The sequence below is a fragment of the Chroococcidiopsis sp. [FACHB-1243] genome, assembly GCF_014696895.1.
Classification (GTDB): Bacteria; Cyanobacteriota; Cyanobacteriia; order Cyanobacteriales; family Chroococcidiopsidaceae; genus Chroococcidiopsis.
Genome location: NZ_JACJQX010000019.1, coordinates 36,652 through 58,712 on the forward strand (window position 1 = coordinate 36,652; position 22,061 = coordinate 58,712).

The 22,061-nt window shown below is 46.0% G+C and carries 17 protein-coding genes; 9 read left to right on the plus strand and 8 right to left on the minus strand.

From position 1 onward, the window contains the following. Window positions 1-41: 41 nt before the first annotated feature. On the minus strand, window positions 42-254 hold the full coding sequence (locus tag H6G17_RS15500; RefSeq protein ID WP_041462484.1) for a DUF2555 domain-containing protein: 213 nt from the start codon (window positions 252-254) through the stop codon (window positions 42-44). A 242-nt stretch (window positions 255-496) separates the two neighbouring features. Continuing rightward, the gene (locus H6G17_RS15505; RefSeq protein ID WP_106548269.1) at window positions 497-1,111 is read right to left on the minus strand and encodes an alpha/beta hydrolase; all 615 of its coding nucleotides are present in this window, start codon (window positions 1,109-1,111) and stop codon (window positions 497-499) included. Window positions 1,112-1,304: 193 nt separating this feature from the next. Between H6G17_RS15505 and H6G17_RS15510 the strand changes: the two genes are divergently transcribed. From H6G17_RS15510 to H6G17_RS15520, 3 genes are all read left to right on the plus strand, one after another. Next, a complete protein-coding gene (locus H6G17_RS15510; protein ID WP_192158615.1) occupies window positions 1,305-2,861 on the plus strand; it encodes a GTP-binding protein in 1,557 nt (518 codons plus the stop codon). A 186-nt stretch (window positions 2,862-3,047) separates the two neighbouring features. Further along, a complete protein-coding gene (locus tag H6G17_RS15515) occupies window positions 3,048-3,947 on the plus strand; it encodes a ScpA family protein (RefSeq protein ID WP_192158618.1) in 900 nt (299 codons plus the stop codon). A 201-nt stretch (window positions 3,948-4,148) separates the two neighbouring features. Then, window positions 4,149-5,315 carry an NDP-sugar synthase gene (locus tag H6G17_RS15520; protein ID WP_015154994.1) on the plus strand — a complete coding sequence of 389 codons (1,167 nt, stop codon included), beginning with the start codon at window positions 4,149-4,151 and terminating at the stop codon, window positions 5,313-5,315. 56 nt (window positions 5,316-5,371) lie between these two features. Here H6G17_RS15520 and speA read toward each other — a convergent pair whose 3' ends face one another. Next, window positions 5,372-7,381 (minus strand): biosynthetic arginine decarboxylase, encoded by a 2,010-nt coding sequence (gene speA / locus H6G17_RS15525; protein WP_192158620.1) that lies wholly within the window; start codon window positions 7,379-7,381, stop codon window positions 5,372-5,374. Between the two features lie 257 nt (window positions 7,382-7,638). On the opposite strand from speA, the gene ndk reads away from it, so the two are divergent. Beyond that, complete coding sequence (gene ndk, locus H6G17_RS15530) at window positions 7,639-8,088, plus strand: nucleoside-diphosphate kinase (RefSeq protein WP_039716236.1); 450 nt, start codon at window positions 7,639-7,641, stop codon at window positions 8,086-8,088. A gap of 44 nt (window positions 8,089-8,132) precedes the next feature. On the opposite strand, the gene H6G17_RS15535 is transcribed toward ndk, so the two are convergent. Beyond that, window positions 8,133-8,867, minus strand: coding sequence for a TerC family protein (locus H6G17_RS15535; protein ID WP_192158622.1), 735 nt, complete (start codon window positions 8,865-8,867; stop codon window positions 8,133-8,135). A 315-nt stretch (window positions 8,868-9,182) separates the two neighbouring features. Here H6G17_RS15535 and acs point away from each other — a divergent pair, with 315 nt between their 5' ends. Beyond that, entirely contained in the window at window positions 9,183-11,153 is a 1,971-nt protein-coding gene (gene acs, locus H6G17_RS15540) for an acetate--CoA ligase (protein ID WP_192158624.1), read from the plus strand. A 44-nt stretch (window positions 11,154-11,197) separates the two neighbouring features. Here the strand turns inward: acs and H6G17_RS15545 are convergent, their stop codons facing one another. The 4 genes from H6G17_RS15545 to H6G17_RS15560 all read right to left on the minus strand — a co-directional run bounded on the left by H6G17_RS15545 (window position 11,198) and on the right by H6G17_RS15560 (window position 15,661). Continuing rightward, window positions 11,198-11,944: an ATP-binding cassette domain-containing protein gene (locus H6G17_RS15545; RefSeq protein WP_192158626.1), complete on the minus strand. Its 747-nt coding sequence runs from the start codon at window positions 11,942-11,944 to the stop codon at window positions 11,198-11,200. Next, window positions 11,941-13,113, minus strand: coding sequence for an ABC transporter permease DevC (gene devC / locus H6G17_RS15550; RefSeq protein WP_192158628.1), 1,173 nt, complete (start codon window positions 13,111-13,113; stop codon window positions 11,941-11,943). The genes H6G17_RS15545 and devC (H6G17_RS15550) overlap by 4 nt, the downstream gene beginning before the upstream one ends. Window positions 13,114-13,223: 110 nt before the next feature. Next, window positions 13,224-14,378, minus strand: a complete 1,155-nt coding sequence (gene devC / locus H6G17_RS15555) for an ABC transporter permease DevC (RefSeq protein WP_192158631.1) — start codon at window positions 14,376-14,378, stop codon at window positions 13,224-13,226. Between the two features lie 83 nt (window positions 14,379-14,461). Beyond that, complete coding sequence (locus tag H6G17_RS15560; RefSeq protein ID WP_192158633.1) at window positions 14,462-15,661, minus strand: HlyD family efflux transporter periplasmic adaptor subunit; 1,200 nt, start codon at window positions 15,659-15,661, stop codon at window positions 14,462-14,464. Between the two features lie 293 nt (window positions 15,662-15,954). Between H6G17_RS15560 and H6G17_RS15565 the strand changes: the two genes are divergently transcribed. The 4 genes from H6G17_RS15565 to mnmE all read left to right on the plus strand — a co-directional run bounded on the left by H6G17_RS15565 (window position 15,955) and on the right by mnmE (window position 22,058). Then, window positions 15,955-17,412: an ATP-binding protein gene (locus H6G17_RS15565; RefSeq protein WP_192158635.1), complete on the plus strand. Its 1,458-nt coding sequence runs from the start codon at window positions 15,955-15,957 to the stop codon at window positions 17,410-17,412. A 157-nt stretch (window positions 17,413-17,569) separates the two neighbouring features. Further along, window positions 17,570-17,746: a hypothetical protein gene (locus H6G17_RS15570; protein ID WP_165587757.1), complete on the plus strand. Its 177-nt coding sequence runs from the start codon at window positions 17,570-17,572 to the stop codon at window positions 17,744-17,746. Window positions 17,747-18,302: 556 nt separating this feature from the next. After that, on the plus strand, window positions 18,303-20,582 hold the full coding sequence (locus H6G17_RS15575; RefSeq protein WP_192158637.1) for an AAA family ATPase: 2,280 nt from the start codon (window positions 18,303-18,305) through the stop codon (window positions 20,580-20,582). A gap of 96 nt (window positions 20,583-20,678) precedes the next feature. Then, the gene (gene mnmE, locus H6G17_RS15580; protein ID WP_192158639.1) at window positions 20,679-22,058 is read left to right on the plus strand and encodes a tRNA uridine-5-carboxymethylaminomethyl(34) synthesis GTPase MnmE; all 1,380 of its coding nucleotides are present in this window, start codon (window positions 20,679-20,681) and stop codon (window positions 22,056-22,058) included. Window positions 22,059-22,061 lie beyond the last annotated feature (3 nt).

The following is a 22,061-nucleotide window of genomic DNA, read 5'->3' on the forward strand; positions in this document are numbered from 1 at the left end:
CCGCCCCTACCATTAATTCCGGATTCCGAATTCCGAATTCTTCACGATTCGTCGTATGGTTCCAAATCGAGAAGATGAATATATGGTTCCACTAATTCTGGACGTTGAAAAGCGATCGCCCTGAGTAAATGCCAATCCTGCAAGCCGTCAAAAACATGCGTGTAGTTGTCTTGTTCTAAACGAGTTGCCAGTTCTGACACGTCTATTGCTGACATAGCAGCAATATTTTGCCGAGAAATACTTGAAGTCTTCATCATGCTGCGATCCTCCCCAGAATCAGTGACCAGTTACCAGTTACCAGTTACCAGTTACCAGATAATTCCAAATTCCGAATTCCGAATTCCGAATTCTTTTCTAGCCCCCTCTATATACTACTCACTTTATCAAGAGTGAATCTCCGCAAGTTAACGGATTGCGATCGTAATTTTAATACTTGTTAAGTAATTTCTTTTTGGTGCGTGGTAGTTGGTAGTTGGACGCACTCACAACTCACGACTCACTCTCCACTAAGATCGGAGACAAACTGCTGAATCAGTGGTAGTACTTCTGGGCGAATTTCGTGTCCCATGTCAAATTCTTGGTACTGCACGGCAACCCCCAAGGCAATTAAATTATCTCTAGCGTATTGGGCTGCTTTGAGTGGTACAACGGTGTCTTGCTTACCATGCACAATGAGTACTGGCGGGACTTCATCTAAGGATTGGGACAGAGGATGCATATACCCGCTTAAGGCAATTAAACCCGCCAGAGGTAAGCCTAATCCTACATCCAAAGTCATTGCTGCGCCCTGAGAAAATCCACTTAAGATCGTTCTTGACAGGGGTACGCCAGTAGAAGCTTCAAGGGAAAGCAGCCAATCTTTCAAAATCTGCCTACTCTCATGGATGCCTTGATACTCTTGGCTAGAAAGGTCGTACCACATCCTACCTACAGAAGTATAAGGATGAGGAAAAGGGGCGTTGGGAAATAAAAATTGATATTTGTTTAAGTTTAATAAAGGTACGAGAGAGGCTAAATCTTTAGCATTTGCCCCCCAGCCGTGCAGTACCACAACCAATCCTGCTGGTTTCGTCCCCGATGTTGGCGCAACTGCGATCGCTTCTAAACTCAAAGCTTTACTCCCACCGTTCAGCTTTCTTAATATATCTTAAATGAGGGAGTAGGGAGCAGGGAGCAGGGAGCACAGGGAGCACAGGGAGGGACAAGGGAGACAAGGGAGCAACTCTACCCATTACCAACTACCAATTACCAACTACCAACTACCAGATTAAGATCGGAGTAATTAATTTTTCTTATCCTAATTGATGAAACGACTGCGCCCGATCGCCATTATTGCTGGCATTGCTATTGCCTTGGGGTTAGTTCTGTGGTTGGTGAGTTCTGTGGCACAGATTGCCGAGGTATGCAGATATTCGCCGCTACTGTGCAATTTCCTCATTGCCTTAATTATTGGGTTGATGTTGGCGTTGATTGGGGCAATTGTCTACTACATACTCGTCATTCAAAGGGGAGAAAGGCGATCGCAACGGAGAAAACAGCAACGACAGGCGCAACAAACGCAGATCCCACCGCAAAAGACGGAAGCTGCTGCCGAAAATCTCTCAGCAGTAAAACAGCAAGTTACCCAAATTCAAGATGAGGTGACGCGACAAGCTTTAATCGAGCGATCGCAAGAAATTGAAGCAAATCTAGCGCGGGGAAATCTTCAAGTTGTCGTCTTCGGTACGGGTTCGGCTGGTAAAACTTCGCTGGTAAATGCCATTTTCGGGCGCATTGTCGGACAAATTGCTGCACCGATGGGAACGACGACGGTAGGACAAACCTATACTTTGCGCTTAAAAGGTTTAGAACGCAAAATTTTGATTACCGATACTCCAGGGATTCAAGAGGCGGGCGTGGCGGGAACGGAACGAGAACAGGTAGCCCGTCAGTTAGCAACTGAGGCAAATTTACTGTTATTCGTGGTTGATAACGATCTGCGGCAATCGGAATACGTACCTTTACGGGCGTTGATTGAAATTGGTAAGCGATCGCTCCTCGTTCTCAACAAAACAGATTTGTATGCGGATGAGGACAAAGAACAAATTCTTGCCCGGTTGCGCGAACGGGTTAAAGATTTAATTGCAGCCAACGATGTTGTGGCGATCGCGGCTAACCCTCAACCCGTGACATTGCCAGAAGGGGAAATCTTTCAGCCAGATATTGAAGTCACTCCCTTACTACGTCGCATGGCGGCGATTTTGCGGCAAGAGGGAGAAGAATTGATTGCCGATAATATTCTCCTACAGTCTCATCGTCTGGGGGAAGAAGCACGTCAGCTGATCGATAGCCAACAGCGACAACAAGCCGAGAAAGTTGTCGAAAGATATCAATGGATCGTGGCGGGTGTGGTGTTGGTTACGCCGATACCAGTAGCCGACTTACTCGCAACTGCGGCTGTTAATGCCCAAATGGTGGTAGAAATTGGCAGCGTTTACGGTTGTGAGTTAAATATCGAACGGGGAAAAGAACTAGCTTTATCTTTGGGTAAAATTTTGGCAAGTTTGGGAATTGTAAAAGGGGCATTTCAGTTGCTCAGTGCTGCTTTACAACTCACTGTACCGACTTTTCTGATTGGCAGGGCAATTCAAGCCGTGACTGCGGCTTATTTAACTCGGATTGCTGGCAGAAGTTTCATTGAATATTTCCGCCGCGATCGCGATTGGGGTGATGGCGGAATTGCTGAAGTCGTACAGCAACAGTTTCAATTAAGTCGCCGCGATGAATTTATTCGCGAGTTCGTTCAGCAGGCGATCGCGCGGGTGATTCAACCTTTAACGAGTCGATCTCAAGTTACAGAAAATGAGGAAGAGTGGCAATGAGAACTCATTAAGTGCCTAACTCCTTTAATTTTTGTTGAGTTATTTTACCAATCTCGAATTTCCCCTTCAAGATCTTGCGGTAAGACTTAGATTAAGCTATGTCTTTTGTCGTCATTCGTCACTTGCGACTTAACCAATGACTAATGACCAATGACTAATGACCAATGACGTTCTTTTAGGTCAAGCATGAATGCTGCTGAAATTTTTGAAGGAATTGCGCTGTTAATTGAGCTGGCACAGAGAGGAGAAATCGATCCTTGGGATGTCAGAGTCATTGAAGCGATCGATCGCTACTTGAATGCGTTGCTAGCTGCCCAAGAAATAACACCAGGCTCGTACGAATCAAATTTATCTCAATCGGGACAGGCTTTTTTACTGGCATCGCTGCTAGTCTTATTTAAAGCTAATACTCTTACCGGACTAGACTCTCCCCCTGACGAGTTAGAACTGGATACAGAAGAGTTATTGCTGGTAGGGGAAGGGGAGTTTGCTACGCGGTTACGTTTGCCTCTAGAACAGCAATTACATCGTCGTCCGGTTGCCGTACCTCCCCAAAAACGCCCTGTAACCCTCCAAGATTTGATCGAGCATTTGCAGCTAATTGCGACTCAGTTGCAGTCTGAAGGCAATCTGACAGCCAAAACTAGCCGCAGCCGCCGTTCTGTATCTCAGTCACGCGCAGATGCTCGCAAGCCCTTAGAACTAGCTCACCAGGAAAATCTGACTCAAGTAGCGCGAGAACTGGAAGAGTTTTTATCTCGCTACTCGGCACAATTTTTTACTTTAGAACAAAATTGGCTAAATTTAGAACAGTTAGTAGATTTATGGACGCAAACGAAACAAGTCGCCACATCTATTGCAGCTACTATGTCTCATAGCGAATTACTGAGCGATCGCGGTTGCCACTCATCGCAAAAACACGAAAAAGTCAGCGTCTTTTGGGCGTTGCTGCTACTCTCAGCCCAATCTAAGGTGGAATTATCGCAAGAAGAGTTTTATCAAGAAATTAAAATTAGGACTTTGGGCGGTTCCGAACCATTGGCGATCGGCGATACTGACTCCAAAACCACTGTATGTTCTGTTTAAAAGGGGGGCAATCGCGCTTGGCAAAAAGTATTTAGTATGATCTACTGGGCAGGCAACTACGCTGTGTAGTTTTCGGGATGATTTCGGTAGAGAATTAAACGAGGATCGAAAATGCAATCAAACGATCGCATTTGTTTTTAATCAAGAGTAGATTTTGCATCAATCGCTTACAGTTTGTCTCATGTTGAGGAGTAGCTTCTAATGAAAGCCATGATTCTGGCAGCGGGTAAGGGTACGAGAGTCCGCCCCATTACCTACACCATCCCCAAACCGCTCATTCCCATCCTGCAAAAGCCAGTGATGGAGTTTCTCCTTGAACTATTGCGCCAACACGGTTTTGACCAAATCATGGTCAACGTCAGCCACCTAGCTAACGAAATCGAAAACTACTTCCGCGACGGACAGCGCTTTGGCGTACAGCTTGCTTATTCCTTTGAAGGAAAAATTGTCGATGGCGTTCTCGTTGGAGAAGCGGTAGGATCTGCGGGAGGAATGCGGCGAATTCAGGACTTCACGCCGTTTTTTGACGATACCTTTGTTGTACTGTGCGGCGACGCGCTAATTGACTTAGACTTAACGGCAGCAGTGAAATGGCATAGAGAGAAAGGCTCTATTGCTACAGTCATCATGAAATCCGTTCCCCGCGAAGAAGTCCCTAGTTACGGGATCGTGGTGACAGATGAAGACGGACGAGTCAGAACCTTCCAAGAAAAGCCAAAAGTTGAAGAAGCTCTGAGTACTAACATTAGTACGGGAATTTATATATTTGAGCCAGAAATATTTAATTACATTCCACCTGGAGAAAATTTTGATATTGGTAGTCAGCTATTTCCCAAACTTGTAGAAAAAAATGCACCTTTTTATGGCTTGGTGATGGATTTTGAATGGGTGGATATCGGTAAGGTTCCCGATTACTGGCAAGCCATTCGCGGCGTACTCCAAGGTGAAATTAAAAACGTCCAAATTCCAGGACATGAAGTTCGTCCTGGGATTTACACTGGTCTGAGCGTTGCTGTCAACTGGGACAAAGTAGATATTACGGGTCCCGTGTATATCGGTGGAATGACGCGGATTGAAGATGGTGCGAAAATAGTTGGTCCTACCATGATCGGTCCCAACTGCTATATCTGTGGCGGCGCTACAGTTGACAATAGCGTCATTTTCGAGTACTCGCGTTTAGGTCCGGGAGTCCGCCTCGTAGATAAGCTCGTCTACGGGCGCTATTGCGTCGATAAAACGGGAGCCATGATTGATGTCCAAGCTGCTGCCTTAGACTGGTTGATTACGGATACCCGCGTCGAAACGCCATCCCAGCCTGCAATTGAAAGACAGGCGATCGCTGAACTACTAGGAATTGAGGCTAGTTAATAATGCATGTAGGGGCGCACAGCTGTGCGCCCCTACAGATGTTTCACCCCTACAACTTACGTTGGCGAAGACAAATACGTATATCGGCTGAGACTCTGTTCGTAGGTTTGGAGGAGACGCTGGGATTCTTGCAAGGTAATTTGTTTTTCCAGCATGGCTTGTTCGCTGCGCTGGCGGATACTTTCTACCAGATCTTCAGCGTCGTACTGTACGTATCCCAAAACTTCGGTCATGGTGTCGCCTTTAACAACATGTTCGATCTGATAGCCTTTGGGCGTTAGTTGAATGTGGACGGCGTTAGTATCTCCAAACAAGTTATGTAAATTACCCATGATCTCTTGATACGCACCATTGAGGAACATGCCCAGATAGTAGGGTTCTCCTGGTTTGTAGGAATGCATTTCTAGCACGGACTTCACATCTCGCAAGTCGATAAAGCGATCGATCTTGCCGTCACTATCGCAGGTCAAATCTGCTAAAATGCCTCGGCGATCGGGTTCTTCGTCTAAACGGTGGATCGGCATGATCGGGAAAAGCTGATCGATCGCCCAGCAATCCGGCGCTGATTGGAATACGGAAAGATTGACGTAGTAGATGGAAGCCATGATCTTTTCTAACTCTTCCAAATCGTCGGGTACGTATTCCTCGTGGCGGGTTATAGCCATTAGCTTCTCGCAGCAAGCCCAGTAAATCCGCTCTACCCTAGCTCTTTCTGTCAGGCGCATAATTCCCAAGTTAAAGCGGCTGATGGCTTCATCTTTAAACTGCACCGCATCGTGATACGCCTCTTGATAATTTTCGTTAGTAATCGATTGGTAAGTTTCCCAAAGGTGGTGGACGATTGGCGGTTCGTCCTCCTTGGGTGGTTCTGGCGTACCGAAAGGAACATCGGAAGTACTGACGACATCAAAGATCAAAACCGACTGATGGGAAGCAACCGCTCGTCCGCTTTCACTGATCAGGGTCGGAACTGAAACTTGCCGTTCCGCACAGGCATATTTCAACTCTGCCACGATGTCATTGGCATAGTTTTGCATGTTGTAGTTTTTGGAGGCGTAGAAGTTAGTTTGGGAGCCGTCGTAGTCTACACCCAAGCCGCCACCTACATCCAAATACTTCATGTTTGCTCCCAGCATCGCCAACTCTACATAAATCCGGCTGGCTTCTTGAATCGCGTCTTTGATGACATTAATCGCGGAGATTTGGGAACCGATATGGAAGTGGAGTAATTGCAGCGAACCGAGGAGATTGGCGGCGCGTAACTTTTCTACCGCTTGAATGATTTCGGGGATAGTCAAACCAAATTTAGCGCGATCGCCTGTAGAAGTTCCCCAGCGTCCCATTCCTTGGGTACTAAGTTTTGCCCGCACGCCCAAAATAGGCTGAATTCCCAACTGGCGACTTGCTTCAATTGCCAAATCGACTTCTTCAACTTGCTCTAGGACGACGATTGGTGTTTGTCCTAAACGGCTGGCTAGCATGGCAATTTCGATATATTCCTTATCCTTGTAGCCATTACAAACAATCAGCGCCCCCGGAGTATCTAGCAACGCCAAAGCAATCATTAACTCTGGTTTAGAGCCAGCTTCCAAGCCGAACTGGTGCGGTTTGCCAAATCGCACCAAATCTTCAATTAGGTGGCGTTGTTGGTTGCATTTGACCGGAAATACGCCACGATAGACACCAGGATAGTTGTAACGGGCGATCGCCTTGGCAAAACAAGCATTCAACCGCTCGATCCGGTCTTCTAAAATATCGGAAAAGCGAATTAACAGAGGTAGTCCCAAATTTCGCTGTTTTAAAGCATTAACCAACTCGTACAAATCCAACGACCCACCGCGATCGCCTTTGGGAGAAACTGTAATATGACCAGCGGCATTAATCGAAAAATATGGTTCGCCCCACCCTTGAATCCGGTAGAGCGCTTCGCTGTCTTCAATCGTCCACGAACGCGATAACTTACCTGGAGCAACGTTCAACGTCTTCTGCTTGCCGTTTTTTAGCTCGGTTTTGGTTTCTGCAACCGTTGCTGGCTCCATTTCTTCTACAGTTGGATCTGCTCCCATCTCTATTCTCACCTCGTCTTTCTAACCTCTGTACAGCCCCACGCATAGCCAGTGTAACTTATTCAAATTAAGGTCATTGGTAAGTCGTAAGTTGTAAGTCGTAAGTCGTAAGTCGTAAGTTGTAAGTCGTAAGTAACTAATAACTGATAACTGTTCGCCGATTTAAGATAATCTAATTTTGATATTTGTTACTTGTCACTAGTCATTGGTGGGTTGCAAATGAGTAATGACCAATGACAACTTGAAGGGAGATAGCTGTGGAACGCACATTTTTAGCAATTAAGCCCGATGGCGTACAACGAAGTTTAGTCGGTGAAATTATTCGTCGTTTTGAAGCTAAAGGCTTTACCCTGGTTGGGATGAAGTTTATGAAAGTTAGCCGCGAACTTGCCGAACAGCATTATGGCGTTCACCGAGAAAGACCTTTTTTCCAAGGTTTAGTCGAGTTTATCACCTCTGGTCCGGTTGTGGCGATGGTTTGGGAAGGCGATGGAGTTATTGCTTCAGCGCGGAAGATGATCGGTGCTACTAACCCCCTAACAGCAGAACCAGGAACAATTCGGGGCGACTATGGCGTTAACATTGGGCGTAACATCATTCATGGTTCCGATGCACCGGAGACCGCCCAACAGGAAGTTAGCCTCTGGTTTAAGGAAGAAGAACTAGCGAGTTGGGAACCTAGCTTGACTCCGTGGATTAAGGAGTAGGGAGTTGTAGAGACGTTACATGTAACGTCTCTACAACCGATTCTCTACTTCGGTACTTCAGCCTTTTCTTTATTTTCTGTGGGTACGATCGCTTCAGGAGAGTCCTCAACATTGCGCTTGGAAAAGCCCCAGAGAAATAACAGCGCGATCGCGGTTATCATTAACCATTCTGGGGGTACTAGAGCGTCGTTAGCTACCCGCAGCATCAACCGCAATCCTACCAAGGCGACGGTAACGTATCCGGCATCTTCTAAATGGGTGAATTCATCTAACCAGCGGATGAATAAGCCTGCCATAAATCGCAGAGTGATAATACCAACAGTAGCCCCCGTCAGTACCAGCCAGCGTTCTTGAGAAACTGCGATCGCTGTAGTGACGCTATCGAGAGAAAATGCTAAATCTGTGAAGGCAATGATGGGGATAGCTTGCCAAAGCGCTTGAAATCGAGGTCCGTGGTGCAGGTGGTCTTCGTCTTCTGCTGAGGTAAAGTGTTGAAATACTAGCCACAGTAGATAAAGCGCACCTAATAGCTCGAACTGCCAGTATTGCTGTACCCAAGTTGCTGTCAAGATTAAGGCAATCCGCAGCACGAAGGCAACTACTAAGCCGAGATTGAGCGCTTGACGTTCGAGTTTTTTATTTTCCAGTCCTTGAGCGATCGCCGCGAGGGCGATCGCATTATCTGCCGAAAGTACCGCCTCTAAAAAGATCAATATGGTTAAGACTGCGGCAGTTTCAATGCTGGCGTGATACGGGGAATTTAGTATTTCGTCTATCATTAACAGTTTTTAAACCTGAAGACCCTACAGATACAGCTTGTCAAAATATGACTCTTCCATTCAGCTTAACCTGTTGAGCGGGAGAGAGGGAGAGTAGGCTAGGCGTTGCGATCGCCTGAAATCGCGTTCTCATCAGGATAATTTACAGCAAGCTTTGTTCTATCTGCAACTTTCACGATCGCAAATAGTGATGGAGCTATCTGACTACAATTGTCGAATACGGGTAGTTGCCCATCTTAACGAAAATCAAAACAATTTCGGGCAAATCTGCATTCAGAATGGTTTTTAGTAGCAATAACGATTACAGCGATCGCTATGTCACAAATCACGATTGAATCAATTCTGCAAGAAAAGCGTTTATTCCAACCTCCGGCAGAATTTTCTCAAAAAGCTCACATCAAAAGTTTCGACGAATATGAAGAACTCTATAACAAAGCCAAAGCCAATCCACAGCAATTTTGGGCAGAACTAGCGGAAAAAGAATTGCATTGGTTCCAAAAATGGGACACAGTGTTAGATTGGCAACCGCCGTTTGCGAAATGGTTTGTCGGTGGCAAAATAAATATTTCTTACAATTGCCTCGATCGCCACCTTACCACTTGGCGTAAGAACAAAGCTGCTTTGATCTGGGAAGGCGAACCAGGCGATTCTCGCACCCTCACCTACGCGCAACTACATCGGGAAGTCTGTAAATTTGCCAATGTTCTCAAACAGTTGGGGGTAAAAAAAGGCGATCTTGTCGGGATCTATATGCCAATGATCCCCGAAGCCGCGATCGCCATGTTAGCCTGTGCCAGAATTGGCGCACCTCACAGCGTCGTCTTTGGTGGTTTCAGCGCCGAAGCCTTGCGCGATCGCCTGAATGACGCTCAAGCTAAGTTAGTCGTCACAGCCGATGGCGGTTGGCGTAAAGATGCGATCGTTCCCCTTAAAGATCAAGTTGATAAAGCTTTAGCCGACAATGCCGTCCCCACAGTCGAAAACGTCCTCGTTGTCAAGCGTACCGAACAACAAGTTCACATGGAAGCAGGGCGCGATCGTTGGTGGCACGATCTAGAAAAAGGCGTATCGGCAGATTGTCCCGCCGAACCGATGGACAGCGAAGATATGCTGTTTGTCCTCTACACTTCTGGTAGTACGGGTAAACCCAAGGGTGTCGTCCATACAACCGCAGGTTACAATCTCTACACCCACATGACAACCAAATGGATTTTTGACCTACAAGATACTGATGTCTACTGGTGTACGGCTGATGTAGGTTGGATTACCGGACATAGTTACATCGTCTACGGTCCCTTGTCCAACGGTGCAACTACGCTAATGTATGAAGGTGCGCCGCGTCCCTCCAATCCTGGGTGTATGTGGGACGTAATTGAAAAATACGGCGTGAATATTTTCTACACCGCACCTACAGCGATTCGCGCCTTTATTAGAATGGGCGAAGACTTGCCCAAAGCCAGAAATCTTTCTTCCCTACGCTTGCTGGGAACGGTAGGCGAACCGATCAATCCTGAAGCTTGGATGTGGTATCAGCGAGTTATTGGCGGCGATCGCTGTCCGATTGTCGATACTTGGTGGCAAACGGAAACTGGGGGTATCATGATTACACCCTTACCAGGGGCAATTCCTACCAAACCTGGTTCGGCAACTCGTCCTTTCCCTGGCATCTTAGCTGATGTCGTAGATTTAGAAGGCAACTCCGTTGGCGATTATAACGGTGGCTATTTAGTCGTGCGTCACCCTTGGCCTGGAATGATGCGGACAGTCTACAACGATCCCGATCGCTTCCGCCGCACCTATTGGGAACACATCCCCCCCAAAGATGGACAGTACATCTATTTTGCTGGAGACGGGGCGAGACGGGATGAAAATGGTTATTACTGGGTGATGGGTCGCGTCGATGACGTAATTAACGTAGCCGGACACCGTTTGGGGACGATGGAAGTTGAATCAGCCTTGGTGTCTCATCCAGCGGTAGCTGAAGCCGCCGTCGTGAGTAAGCCAGATGAGGTGAAAGGAGAAGAAATCGTTGCCTTTGTCACCCTAGAAGGGACGATAACACCCAGTGAGGCGTTGAACAAAGAACTCAAACAGCACGTCGTCAGTGAAATTGGGGCGATCGCCCGTCCTGGCGAAATTCGCTTTACCGACGCTTTACCCAAAACCCGTTCGGGGAAAATTATGCGGCGGTTACTCCGTTCTCTAGCCGCAGGTGAAGAAGTTTCTGGGGATACTTCTACTCTCGAAGATCGCAGCGTGTTGGATAAGTTAAGGGAAGGCGCTTAGGAAAGTACGGGCGGGTTTGAAAACCCGCTCCTACGACTCCTGCATCAACTAAACATCCTCTGATCGAGGCTTTTCGGATCGCGGCTAGAGACAAAATTCTCTAAATTTTCGTCTGATTCCAGGCGACCTTCGACTAAGTTGATAATGCGATCGGCTACATCTAAAATACTATTGTCGTGGGTGACAATTAAAATCGTACATCCCTGCTCTTTTGCCAGTTGTTGCATTAATGTCACGACTTCGCGCCCCGATTTTTTATCTAAGGCAGCAGTGGGTTCGTCTGCTAAAATTAGTTGCGGTTGATTGACTAAAGCACGGGCGATCGCGACTCTTTGTTTTTGTCCTCCCGATAGGGCATTGGGTTTATAATCGACGCGGTTAGCTAAACCCAATTGACTCAACATCTCTACTGCTAATTTGCGCTTTTCTCGCCAGTTATTTGTCAATTCCACAGCCATTTCTACATTTTGCGAAGCAGTCAGAGATTCAAATAGATTGTGTGCTTGGAAGATAAAGCCAATATTCCGTCGTATTTCTACCAATTGAGATTTGTTGAGTCCGACTAATTCTTTTTCTAATACTAATAAATTCCCTTCATGAGCCGATCGCAAAGCTCCAATTAAACTCAAAAGCGTTGTTTTGCCCGAACCCGATGGACCAGTCATAATCACGATTTGTCCCTTGGGTAGATCGAGATTGATGTCGGACAATACCTGAGTACGTAAATCGCCCTGCCCAAAATAATAATTGAGCTGGCGAATTTGCACGGCAGTTGCTACAACAGTAGTCACGAACCAAAGACCTCCGCCGGATCTGTCGCTTGAACTTTACGCACGGCGATCGCGCCCGAAATCAAACACATAATAAAGGTAGCAATCAGAATATTAATTGCTCGTTCCCAAGTCATTTGCATTAACAAACCTGTAGAACTAGCTGTTAAACTATACAGTCCCAAACTGATAAAAAATCCTGGGACAAAGCCAAAAAACACGAGAATCACCGATTCTTGCAACACAATTCCTAGCAGGTGAAAATTAGAATAACCGATCGCTTTGAGCGTGGCATATTCTGCCCAATGTTCTGCTACATCCGTATACAAAATTTGATAAACCAAAATAATCCCAACGAAAAACCCCATCGTTGTTAGCAGCGAAAACACAAAGCCAATTGCTGTATTTTCTTGCCAGTAGCTTAATTCTTTTTGCACGAACTCGGCTTTCGTCCACACGGCGACATCTTGCGGTAGTTGCTGGCGCAGTGCAGATGCGATCGCATCCACATCGGCATTTTCCGCCACTTTCAATAGTCCGATATCGACAGTATTGAGCGTGCGGCTGTCTTCCTCTGGAGCCAAGTTAGCAAAATAGCGCAAAAAATTTTGGTCGCTAATAACAACATTGCCATTTCCAGAAGCAAAGTCCGTTCCCAAACTAAAAGTACCCACCAACCGAATTTGCTGTTCTGACAACTCGGTGACTGTACCAATCGCGATCGGTCCCACTTCCGATCGCGATTGGTCGTCAATAAGTGCCGTCCAAGGTAGTTTCAACGCCTCCCGATTTTGTAAAATTCCAGGCAGAGGCAATACAGGGTCATCAGGATTGAAAGCAATGACTCGCAATGGTCTGATGGTTTTCGTTTGAGGATTTTTCCAATCGCCTGTAGTCGTGTAAAAAGGATAGGCAGCAACTACACCTTCAAAAGTCCGTGCTTGATAAAGTCGTCGGCGGGCAAATTGCTCCGGTACGAACATATTGTACTTGAGCCGATTGACAATCAGAATTTCTCCATTGAGCCGTTTTAGCAGTTGTACTTGACTGTCGTACAAAGCATTTTCAAACCCTTGAAAGATAAACATCAACAACACGGCAAAAGACACCCCTGCAACTGCGGTCAGCAAGCGGCGCTTTTCATGAGTCAAATTGAACCAAGCTAAGGGAGTGTGACGAGGGGGAAGCATGACTAACTAAGGGCTAGGGAGTTCGGAATTCGGAATTCGGAATTAAATAATCCCACACTACGCTCTTACCAACTACCAATTACTAACTACCAACTACCACTGATAACTGATTAAAAGACTTCGGCAGGATCGGCGTTGATGACTTTTTGCAAGGAGACCAAGCCGGAGAGGGTACACATGAGGATCGTTAGTAGCAGCACGAGAATAGCGCGTTCGAGTTCCATTGCAATTGGTAGACCTCCACTGGTGGCTCTGAGGGTGAGATCGTATAGACCGAGGGAGATGGCGAAGCCTGGAATGTAACCTAGAAGGGCAAGAATAATTGCTTCTTGAATGACGATCGCGCATAAAACTCGGCTGCGATAACCCATTGCTTTGAGGGTGGCGTATTGCCGTAAGTGGCTGGAAACATCGGTATAGAGAATTTGATAGACGATGACGACACCGACAATACAGGAGACAATCACCCCCATACCAAAAATAAAGCCAGTCGAAGTTGCGCCAATCCAGTAGGCGCGATCGCGATCGATGATTTCTGCTTTCGTAATGACTTCTACATCTTTGGGCAAAATTTGCCGTAATTCCTTGACAACTGCATCAATATCTGAATTCGACCGCAGTTTCACCAGTCCTAAACTGACGCGGTTGAGCGGAAAGGGATCGAAATAGCGGCGAAAGTTTTGATCGCTCATAATTAACGTTCCATCAGCAGCAAATCCGCCGCCGAAGGTGTATTGACCGCCAATTGTGACTTTTCTACCAATTCCTCTCGATCTCGCTTCGGTTGTCGTGCCAATTGTTTGCATTCCGTATTCGGGACGGGAAAGGCGATCGTACAAGACGGTATCTGGACGTAGAAGCGCAGCTCGATTTGCAGGGGAGTCTAATTCGGGAATTAAAAATACAGGATCGTTGGGGTTGATTCCGAAGGCAAATATTGCCCGACTCAGGCGAGTTTCGGGGTTGCGCCATTGGAGATAACCTAAATAAAGTGGCATAGCTCTCTCTACGCCGTTAGCTCCTCGTGCTTGATAGATCCGCTCGATTGCAAAGGGTTTGGTACTGCTGATTTCTAAAGCTAAAGGCGATCGCAGATAGATATCAGCATTAATTTGCTCGTACATTTGGCTGGCAGATTTTGCCAGAGAACCCAAAAAACCCAAGTTCATAAATACGAGAATGACCGCAAAAGCAACTCCGGCGATCGCGACAACTAACCGCGTCTTTTCGTGTACCAAATTCAACCAGGCGATCGGAGTTCTCATTTCACGTCTAAGCAAGTCAAAAGTTAAAAGTCAAAATATTTAAGTCAGATTTTGCTGTTGGACTAACACAAAAGAGAACCAAACTAGCCTCCCTTGTTAAGGGGGGTTGGGGGGATCGGCGATTTCACATCAATTTTCACGTCTACCTGTAAATTGGTTAGAGCTGCTACTGTTTGGCGATCGTCCAAAAGTACTCTCACTTCTACCACCCGTGCATCGGCATTGGCAGCCGGATCGTCATCGAGAACGTTATTTTTAAAAATCTGCCAGCCAATTTCCGAGACTTTTCCAGTTATTGGTTTAGCAAAAGCACCATTACGACTAGTAATAGTCGCCTTCTGCCCGACTTTTACCAACCCCACATCAGATTCATACACCTCAGCCACGGCATACATCCGGCGCGTATCTCCCATTTCCACAATTCCATCGTCGGCGATCGCCTCCCCAGGATAGGCAAAAACCCGTAGAATTCTCCCAGTTCTGGGAGCGCGAATAATTGTCCGCTGCAACCGTGCTTCGGCTAATTCCAGATTTTGTGCTGCCGATCGCGCTGCCGCTTGGACTTGCGTTAATGGTAGATTTGCTTGCTCTGACTTCAGTTGAGCCGCTGCATTACCCAAATTCGCTTTCACGGTATTTTCCAACCGAATCAAGGATGCTTTGGCGTTGTTGAGTTGTTCCTGTAAACTGCGCGTCTGACTGACTTGCCGATCTAATTCTTGCTTGGCGATCGCTCCCTCTTGATAAAGGTTTTGGTTGCGTTGTAAGTCAGTTTGTGCTAATGCTAACTCTGCTTCTATCTGCCTAACAGTTGCTCTTTGCGCCTCTACCTCAAAAGTTCCGGGGCGATCGACCTGTTGAATTCGCGTTTGAGCTTCTTGGATTTGGGCTTGAGCGTATGCAGTTGATGCTTTTAACCTCTCCTGCGCTTCAGCTAATTGACTAGCAGCATAATTTCTTTCCGCCAGCCTCTCATCGTAACTTTCTAAATAAGCAATAATTGCCCCTACCTTGACAAAGTCGCCGCGTGAGACTAATAATTTGCCAATTCGTTCGCCATTAGGACCACTGACGCGAATTGCTTCCCCTTCCGGTTCTAGTCGTCCGAGTGCAACAACTGTTACCTTTTGAGGTAGAGGTGCAGGAGTCTGAGATGCTGTTGGTTTAGCTCGGTCAGAATTTCTTAACTGAGTAACTCCGACACCAATTAAACCGATCGCGATCGCCCCCGCAGTCACACCTATAATCCAACCCCGTCTGGGCTTTAACTCCTTGAAAATCATAATCTCGACATCCGCCGATGTAATTTGTTTTAGCGTTCCCTCTTTACTACCTCAACAGTGACAACAACCTCTCTTATCGAGCTAATCGTCATGCTACTACCGGAATACTTCGTAGTCCATTATTTCTAGCTCGTAGTTTATAATTTGTCATTTCTCATTAGTGAGTAGTTGGTAATGGGTAATGGATAGTTGGTAGTTGGTAGTTACTCCTCTGCCCCTCTGCCCCTCTGCCCCTCTGCCCCTCTGCCCCTCTGCCCCCCTGCTCTCTTCCTCCTACTCCCTACTCCCTATTTATGTTCCAAACCACTCGTCGCCGATTAGCACTTTGGTATACAGCCGTTACTGCTATCCTACTGCTCCTATTTGCCAGTGGGATGTATTGGTACGTCCGCAATACCCTGATCGAACGGATTGACGATACCTTAAATCATGTCGTAGAAGTTGTTGGGCGATCGCTGGTCATCGAACCAATTTCCCCAGAAAGCGGACAACGGTTAAATATTGAAGCTTCTTTTCGAGATAATGCCGATACAGTCGATGACGATCGCATCGATTTAGAATGGTTTAGCCCCACTGGGGAACTACTCTGGTCAACCTTTACCGCACCTTTAGATATTCCCCTACATCCCAACCGCACGGGTGAAACCGTTCAAATTAGTCACCATCAAGACAGAGAAAACACCCCCTCATTCCTCACTCCTCATTCCTCGCTCCTCCTCAGACAAGTCACAGAAAGAATTCAAATCGGGCGACAAGTTTTAGGATATCTGCGCGTTAGTCATCCTTGGTTTGAAGTCACTAAACCGAGCCAGCAACTCGCTTTCGATTTAATTTTGGGTATTGGATTGATGCTCGTTTCCGTAGCGTTTTGTGGTTGGTTTCTTTCGGGCAAAGCAATGGAACCCGTCAAAGATTCTTATCAACGTTTGAAACAATTTACTGCTGATGCTTCCCATGAATTGAGAAGCCCGATCGCTTTAATTCAAACTAACGTTCAAGTGGCTTTAGCAGAATTAGATTCAGCTGGGGGACAAGGCGCAGGATCTTTAAAATATGGACAACAATTAAAAGTAGTAGAACGATTAACTAAACGCCTCGGTCGTCTCGTGGATGACTTATTATTTCTAGCACGTCAAGATAGCGGGATCGTTCAGCCACAATTTTCTACCTGTCCCTTAGACGCACTCTTAATGGAAGTCGTAGAAGAACAGCAATTCGCCGCAGCAGAGAAGAAGATCAAAATTTTCCTAGATTTAACTGCACCAACGGAGACAGAAACCGAAGACGATTGGTTTACCCTCCAGGGGGACTGGAATCAACTAGCACGATTATTTACAAACTTGATTGGTAATGCTATACATTACACCCCAGAAGGTGGTGAAATTCGGGTCGAGCTACAACATATCTCTACTAACAAAGAACTTTTTTCCCCGCCCCTTCTGTACGGGCGCACCGCTGCGCGCCCCTACCATTCGCTCCTCTCTTCTCGCCTTCAAGTCAAAGTTAAAGACACTGGTATTGGTATTCCCGAAACTGCTTTACCTCACTTATTCGATCGCTTTTATCGCGTCGATCCTGCTCGTACTCACGCGACAGCATCACAAGCAGTACAAGCATCAACAGGTTCGGGATTGGGTTTAGCAATTGCGGCTGCGATTGTTGCCAACCACCAAGGACAAGTTACTGCCGAAAGTACTCTCGGACAAGGTACGATTTTTACCGTCACTCTACCCGCGAGGGGTGATGCGTAAATCAAGCGTTAGAAAAATTGTAATTTGTATTCTCAGCGTGCATTCGGTATGCGATCGACAAACCACTGGAAAATTTTTCTGATTATCTCCCGACTTCACAGCTTATTCACTTTCTCGTCCTATTTTTGAGACAAGAACAGCTTGGAGGACAAGATTCATGAGCGACCTAGAGCAGAACGTCTTCAACGTACTCCAACGCCATCCTTTCTGTAGTGCGGTATTAGTTGCTTATAAGCTTGAGTTACCCATAGCTAAAGTTCAAGCTACCATGAACCAACTCACAGATCGTGGCATTCTCATTCCACAGTGCAGCAACCATAACTCGTTTCGATAATCTTGTCTCGATCGCATAGCAGCGATCGCTTCCGTATTTTTGCGATCGGTGAAAGTACGTGCAGATAATCTCTTAACTGTGAAAGTCGTAAAAATTTGGCATGACCTCGATCGCTTTTATAATTTTTTCGAGCGAATTTAAGCCATACTTTTTTAAGATCCTGTACCTGTAGCTTATATTTACGAGTTGTGCGGGTCGCCTCATTATTTTTTGTAATTATTCTCGATTTACTTTCTTACTAGATGAAACCCCGTCTAGTGCAAGAAACTCGTAAGAAATTCAAGCTGCTTATCCGAAATTTTACTTAATGTTTATAATCACGGGACAAAATATAAAAGTTCCGTAAATTCCCAATCAATGTGTAGTATAAAAGAAGACCAACCAATATAGGTTAGTTTGCTAAACGTTCGCGTTAATAAATGGTTTTCATCAAATATTAGCGAGATTTTCTGATAGTAAATATCTATATATATCACTGTACGCCCTCATAGAATAAAGTTTATTCAAACTTAAAACTACGAGTGCATTATGAGTAAACAATAAGTGGAAACCCAGAATGGAGACTAAACCCCATCTTCAGAAATTGTTAACTGAGAGCAATAGTCCTCAAAGTCAGGCTCTACCTTTGGCATCTAAAGCACAGCGAGAAGAAGGTGATGAAGGTGGTTTAAACATAGGAAAGCTAATTGCCGCAGTTCAAAGAAGAATGCTTGTAGTTGCGAGTGTAGCAACCACAGTTGCAGCAGCGGCAGTAGTTTATGGTTTACTAAGTAAACCAGTCTATGAAGGCAAGTTTGATTTACTGCTCGAACCTATAACTGCTGAGAATAAACTATCGATATCTCCTCTCAACGAAATCAAAGCTGAACAAAGAACTATTAATGAAACTGAAATTAAGGTATTACAGAGTCCAAAAATCATGACTCCTGTTGCCCAGCAAGTATTAACGCAGTATCCAAATACCGATCTGACCAAGCTCAAGTTTGAACGACTGCCAAATACTAATATTATTTCAGTGACTTACCGAGATCCAAATCCAGAAAAGATTAAATACGTAATGGATCTTCTTTCTAAAGCTTATCTAGTTTATAGCTTAGAAGAGCGTCGGTCTGACGTACGAATGGGACTTCAATTTATCGAGGAACAGTTACCAAAATTACGGCAGCAAGTTGAATCTTTACAAGAAAGACTCCAAACATTTCGGCAAAAATATGACTTAATCGATACTGAAGGACAAGGTAGACAGCTAACCGATCGACTGAATCAAATAACCCTGCAACGGCGCGAAACGCAGACTCAATTAGCCAGAACTCGCGCCCTCTACAATGCGTTGCAGCAGCAATTACAAATGCGATCGCCAGAAGCAGCAGTCGTCACAGCCTTGAGTGAAGCGCCTCGCTATCAAGCATTGTTAAACCAACTGCAACAGATCCAAACCAGGATTGCCGTTACAGCAGCGCAATATCGGGAAGATAGTCCTACAGTTCAGGCACTGCGATCGCAGGAACAAAATTTACTTCCCTTGGTAGAACAGGAAAGAAGAGCCATCTTAGGCAAGAATATACAAGTATCAAGACAGCTGCCAGCCTTTGCCTCTACCAATACTATTCGCCAGCAACAAACACAGCAACTTTTAGAGGCGGCTAACCAGATTCAAACCTTAGAGGCAGAAAATAAAGCGCTGACTCAAGCCGATATTGTATTAAGACAGCAGGTCAAGCAATTTCCCGCCTTGGCACGCCAGAATGACGATCTCGTAGGGCAATTAAAAATTGCTTCCGAAAACTTAAATCAGTTTTTAACTAAGCGCGAAGCATTACGCATCGATTTGGCACAGAAACAAGTACCTTGGCAACTGATCACTCCTCCTACTGACCCTGAAACTTCTTCGTTGAGCCTGAAACGTAATTTAATGTTGGGGGCAGTCATGGGTTTATTGACGGGTATTGCAGTGGCATTGCTGATCGAAAAATTCAGCAATGTGATTCATACGCCTGAAGATGTGAAAGATTTAACCCGATTGCCACTACTTGGAGAAATTCCGCTGAAGAAAGACGCTAGTTCGGTTAAGGCTGGTGTTACCGAACTCGTAAAATCTATCAATCCAATCGCAAAATCGAGCCAACAAAAGCCACAAACTCAACAGCAAACTATGGCTCAGTTTTGGGAATCTTTGCGCTCTTTGTACACGAATATTCGCTTTTTGGGTTTCGATAAGCCGATCCGGTCTTTGGCTGTCATTTCTGCTGCTGCGGAAGAAGGGAAATCTACCGTGGCACTCCATTTAGCTCAAACAGCCGCCATGATGGGGCAGAGAGTGCTACTAGTAGATGCAGATCTACGAAATCCTAACATTCACAAACGCTTGGGTTTAAGTAACACCGTTGGCTTAAGTAATGTAATCGTGAATGACATCAATTTCCAAGATGTGTTGCATCGAGTCAATTGCGAACCAGTCGCAATCAAAAATAGCGATCGCGCCGAATTATCAGTCAGCAAGACATCGTTAGAAGTCGAGAGTTTGTATGTTTTGACAGCCGGACAAATTCCACCCAATCCTGCCCATTTGCTCTCATCTCACAAGATGCAAAGCTTAGCAAAACAATTTGAATCTGCTTTCGATCTGATCGTATACGATACGTCGCCACTCTTAGGACTAGCAGATAGCAATCTCCTCTCTGCCCATATAGATGCGAGTATTTTAGTCGTAGGTATGGGCAAAGCACACCGTTCGGCGCTGGCAAAGGCATTAGAAAGCTTAAAAATTGTCGGTAGCCCTGTCATTGGTGCGGTTGCTAACGGAGTGACAACGACCTACAAGAGCGCCTACTATTAGTGCGCGAAATCAGAAGTCGTTTGATTACAATAAATTTGTAGGGGCGCATAGCTGTGCGCCCCTACATATGTTGTCTGTTGCGTGTTACGGCGATAAATGTCTGATTCGATCGCATCGTCTACTATTGCTGCCATTGCCACTGCGGTAGTACCGCAACAAGGTAGTGTAGGCATTGTCAGGGTCTCGGGAAATGAAGCGATCGCGATCGCTCATCATCTATTTTACGCCCCTGGAAAACAAGCCTGGGAAAGCCACCGCATTCTCTACGGCTACATTCGCCATCCCCAAACACAGCAACTCGTGGATGAGGCGTTATTGCTAATCATGCAGGCTCCACGTTCCTATACCCGAGAGGATGTCGTCGAGTTTCACTGTCATGGTGGAATTATGGCAGTACAGCAGGTATTGCAGTTGTGTTTGGTAGGAGGCGCTAAACTAGCGCAGCCAGGAGAATTTACACTTAGAGCATTTTTAAACGGACGCTTAGACTTAACCCAAGCCGAAAGTATAGCCGATTTGGTCGGGGCGCGATCGCCGCAAGCAGCGCAGACAGCTTTAGCAGGTATACAGGGAAAATTAGCTCACCCAATTCGCCAATTACGAACGAAATGTTTAGATGTCTTAGCAGAAATTGAGGCAAGAATTGACTTTGAGGAGGATCTACCACCATTAGATGAAACACTAGTTCGAGCAGAACTAGCCCAAATTGGGGTAGAAGTCAGCAAAATTCTGGCTACAGCCCATCAAGGCGAATTATTACGCACGGGATTAAAAGTGGCGATTGTCGGTCGTCCGAATGTGGGAAAATCGAGTTTGTTGAATGCTTGGAGTCGTAGCGATCGCGCTATTGTCACCGATTTACCCGGTACGACTCGCGATGTGGTCGAGTCTCAACTCGTCGTGGGAGGAATTCCGATTCAGGTATTAGATACGGCAGGAATTCGCGCCACAGAAGATCGAGTCGAGAAAATGGGAGTCGAGCGATCGCTTTCTAGCGCTCAAGCCGCCGATTTAGTTTTATTGACAATTGATGCGGCGGCGGGATGGACTCAGGCGGATGAGGAAATTTACCTTCAGGTAAAACACCGTCCGTTAATTTTAGTTATTAACAAAATCGATCTGGCGGCGGTTGAAACAGTGAATTATCCAGCCGAAATTAGTCAAGTAGTGACAACGGCTGCTGCTTGCGATCGCGGGATAGATGCTTTAGAGCAAGCAATTTTGGCAAAGGTACGATCGGGAAAGGTAGATTCTGCCAATCTAGATTTAGCAATTAACCAGCGCCAAGCCGCCGCGCTAATCAGAGCGCAAACTTGCTTAGAACAAGTACGAGAGGCGATCGAACAGCAGTTACCCCTCGATTTTTGGACGATTGACTTACGCGGCGCAATTCAAGCACTAGGAGAAATTACTGGAGAAGAAGTCACGGAGTCAGTCCTAGATCGAATTTTCAGTCGATTTTGTATTGGAAAATGAATA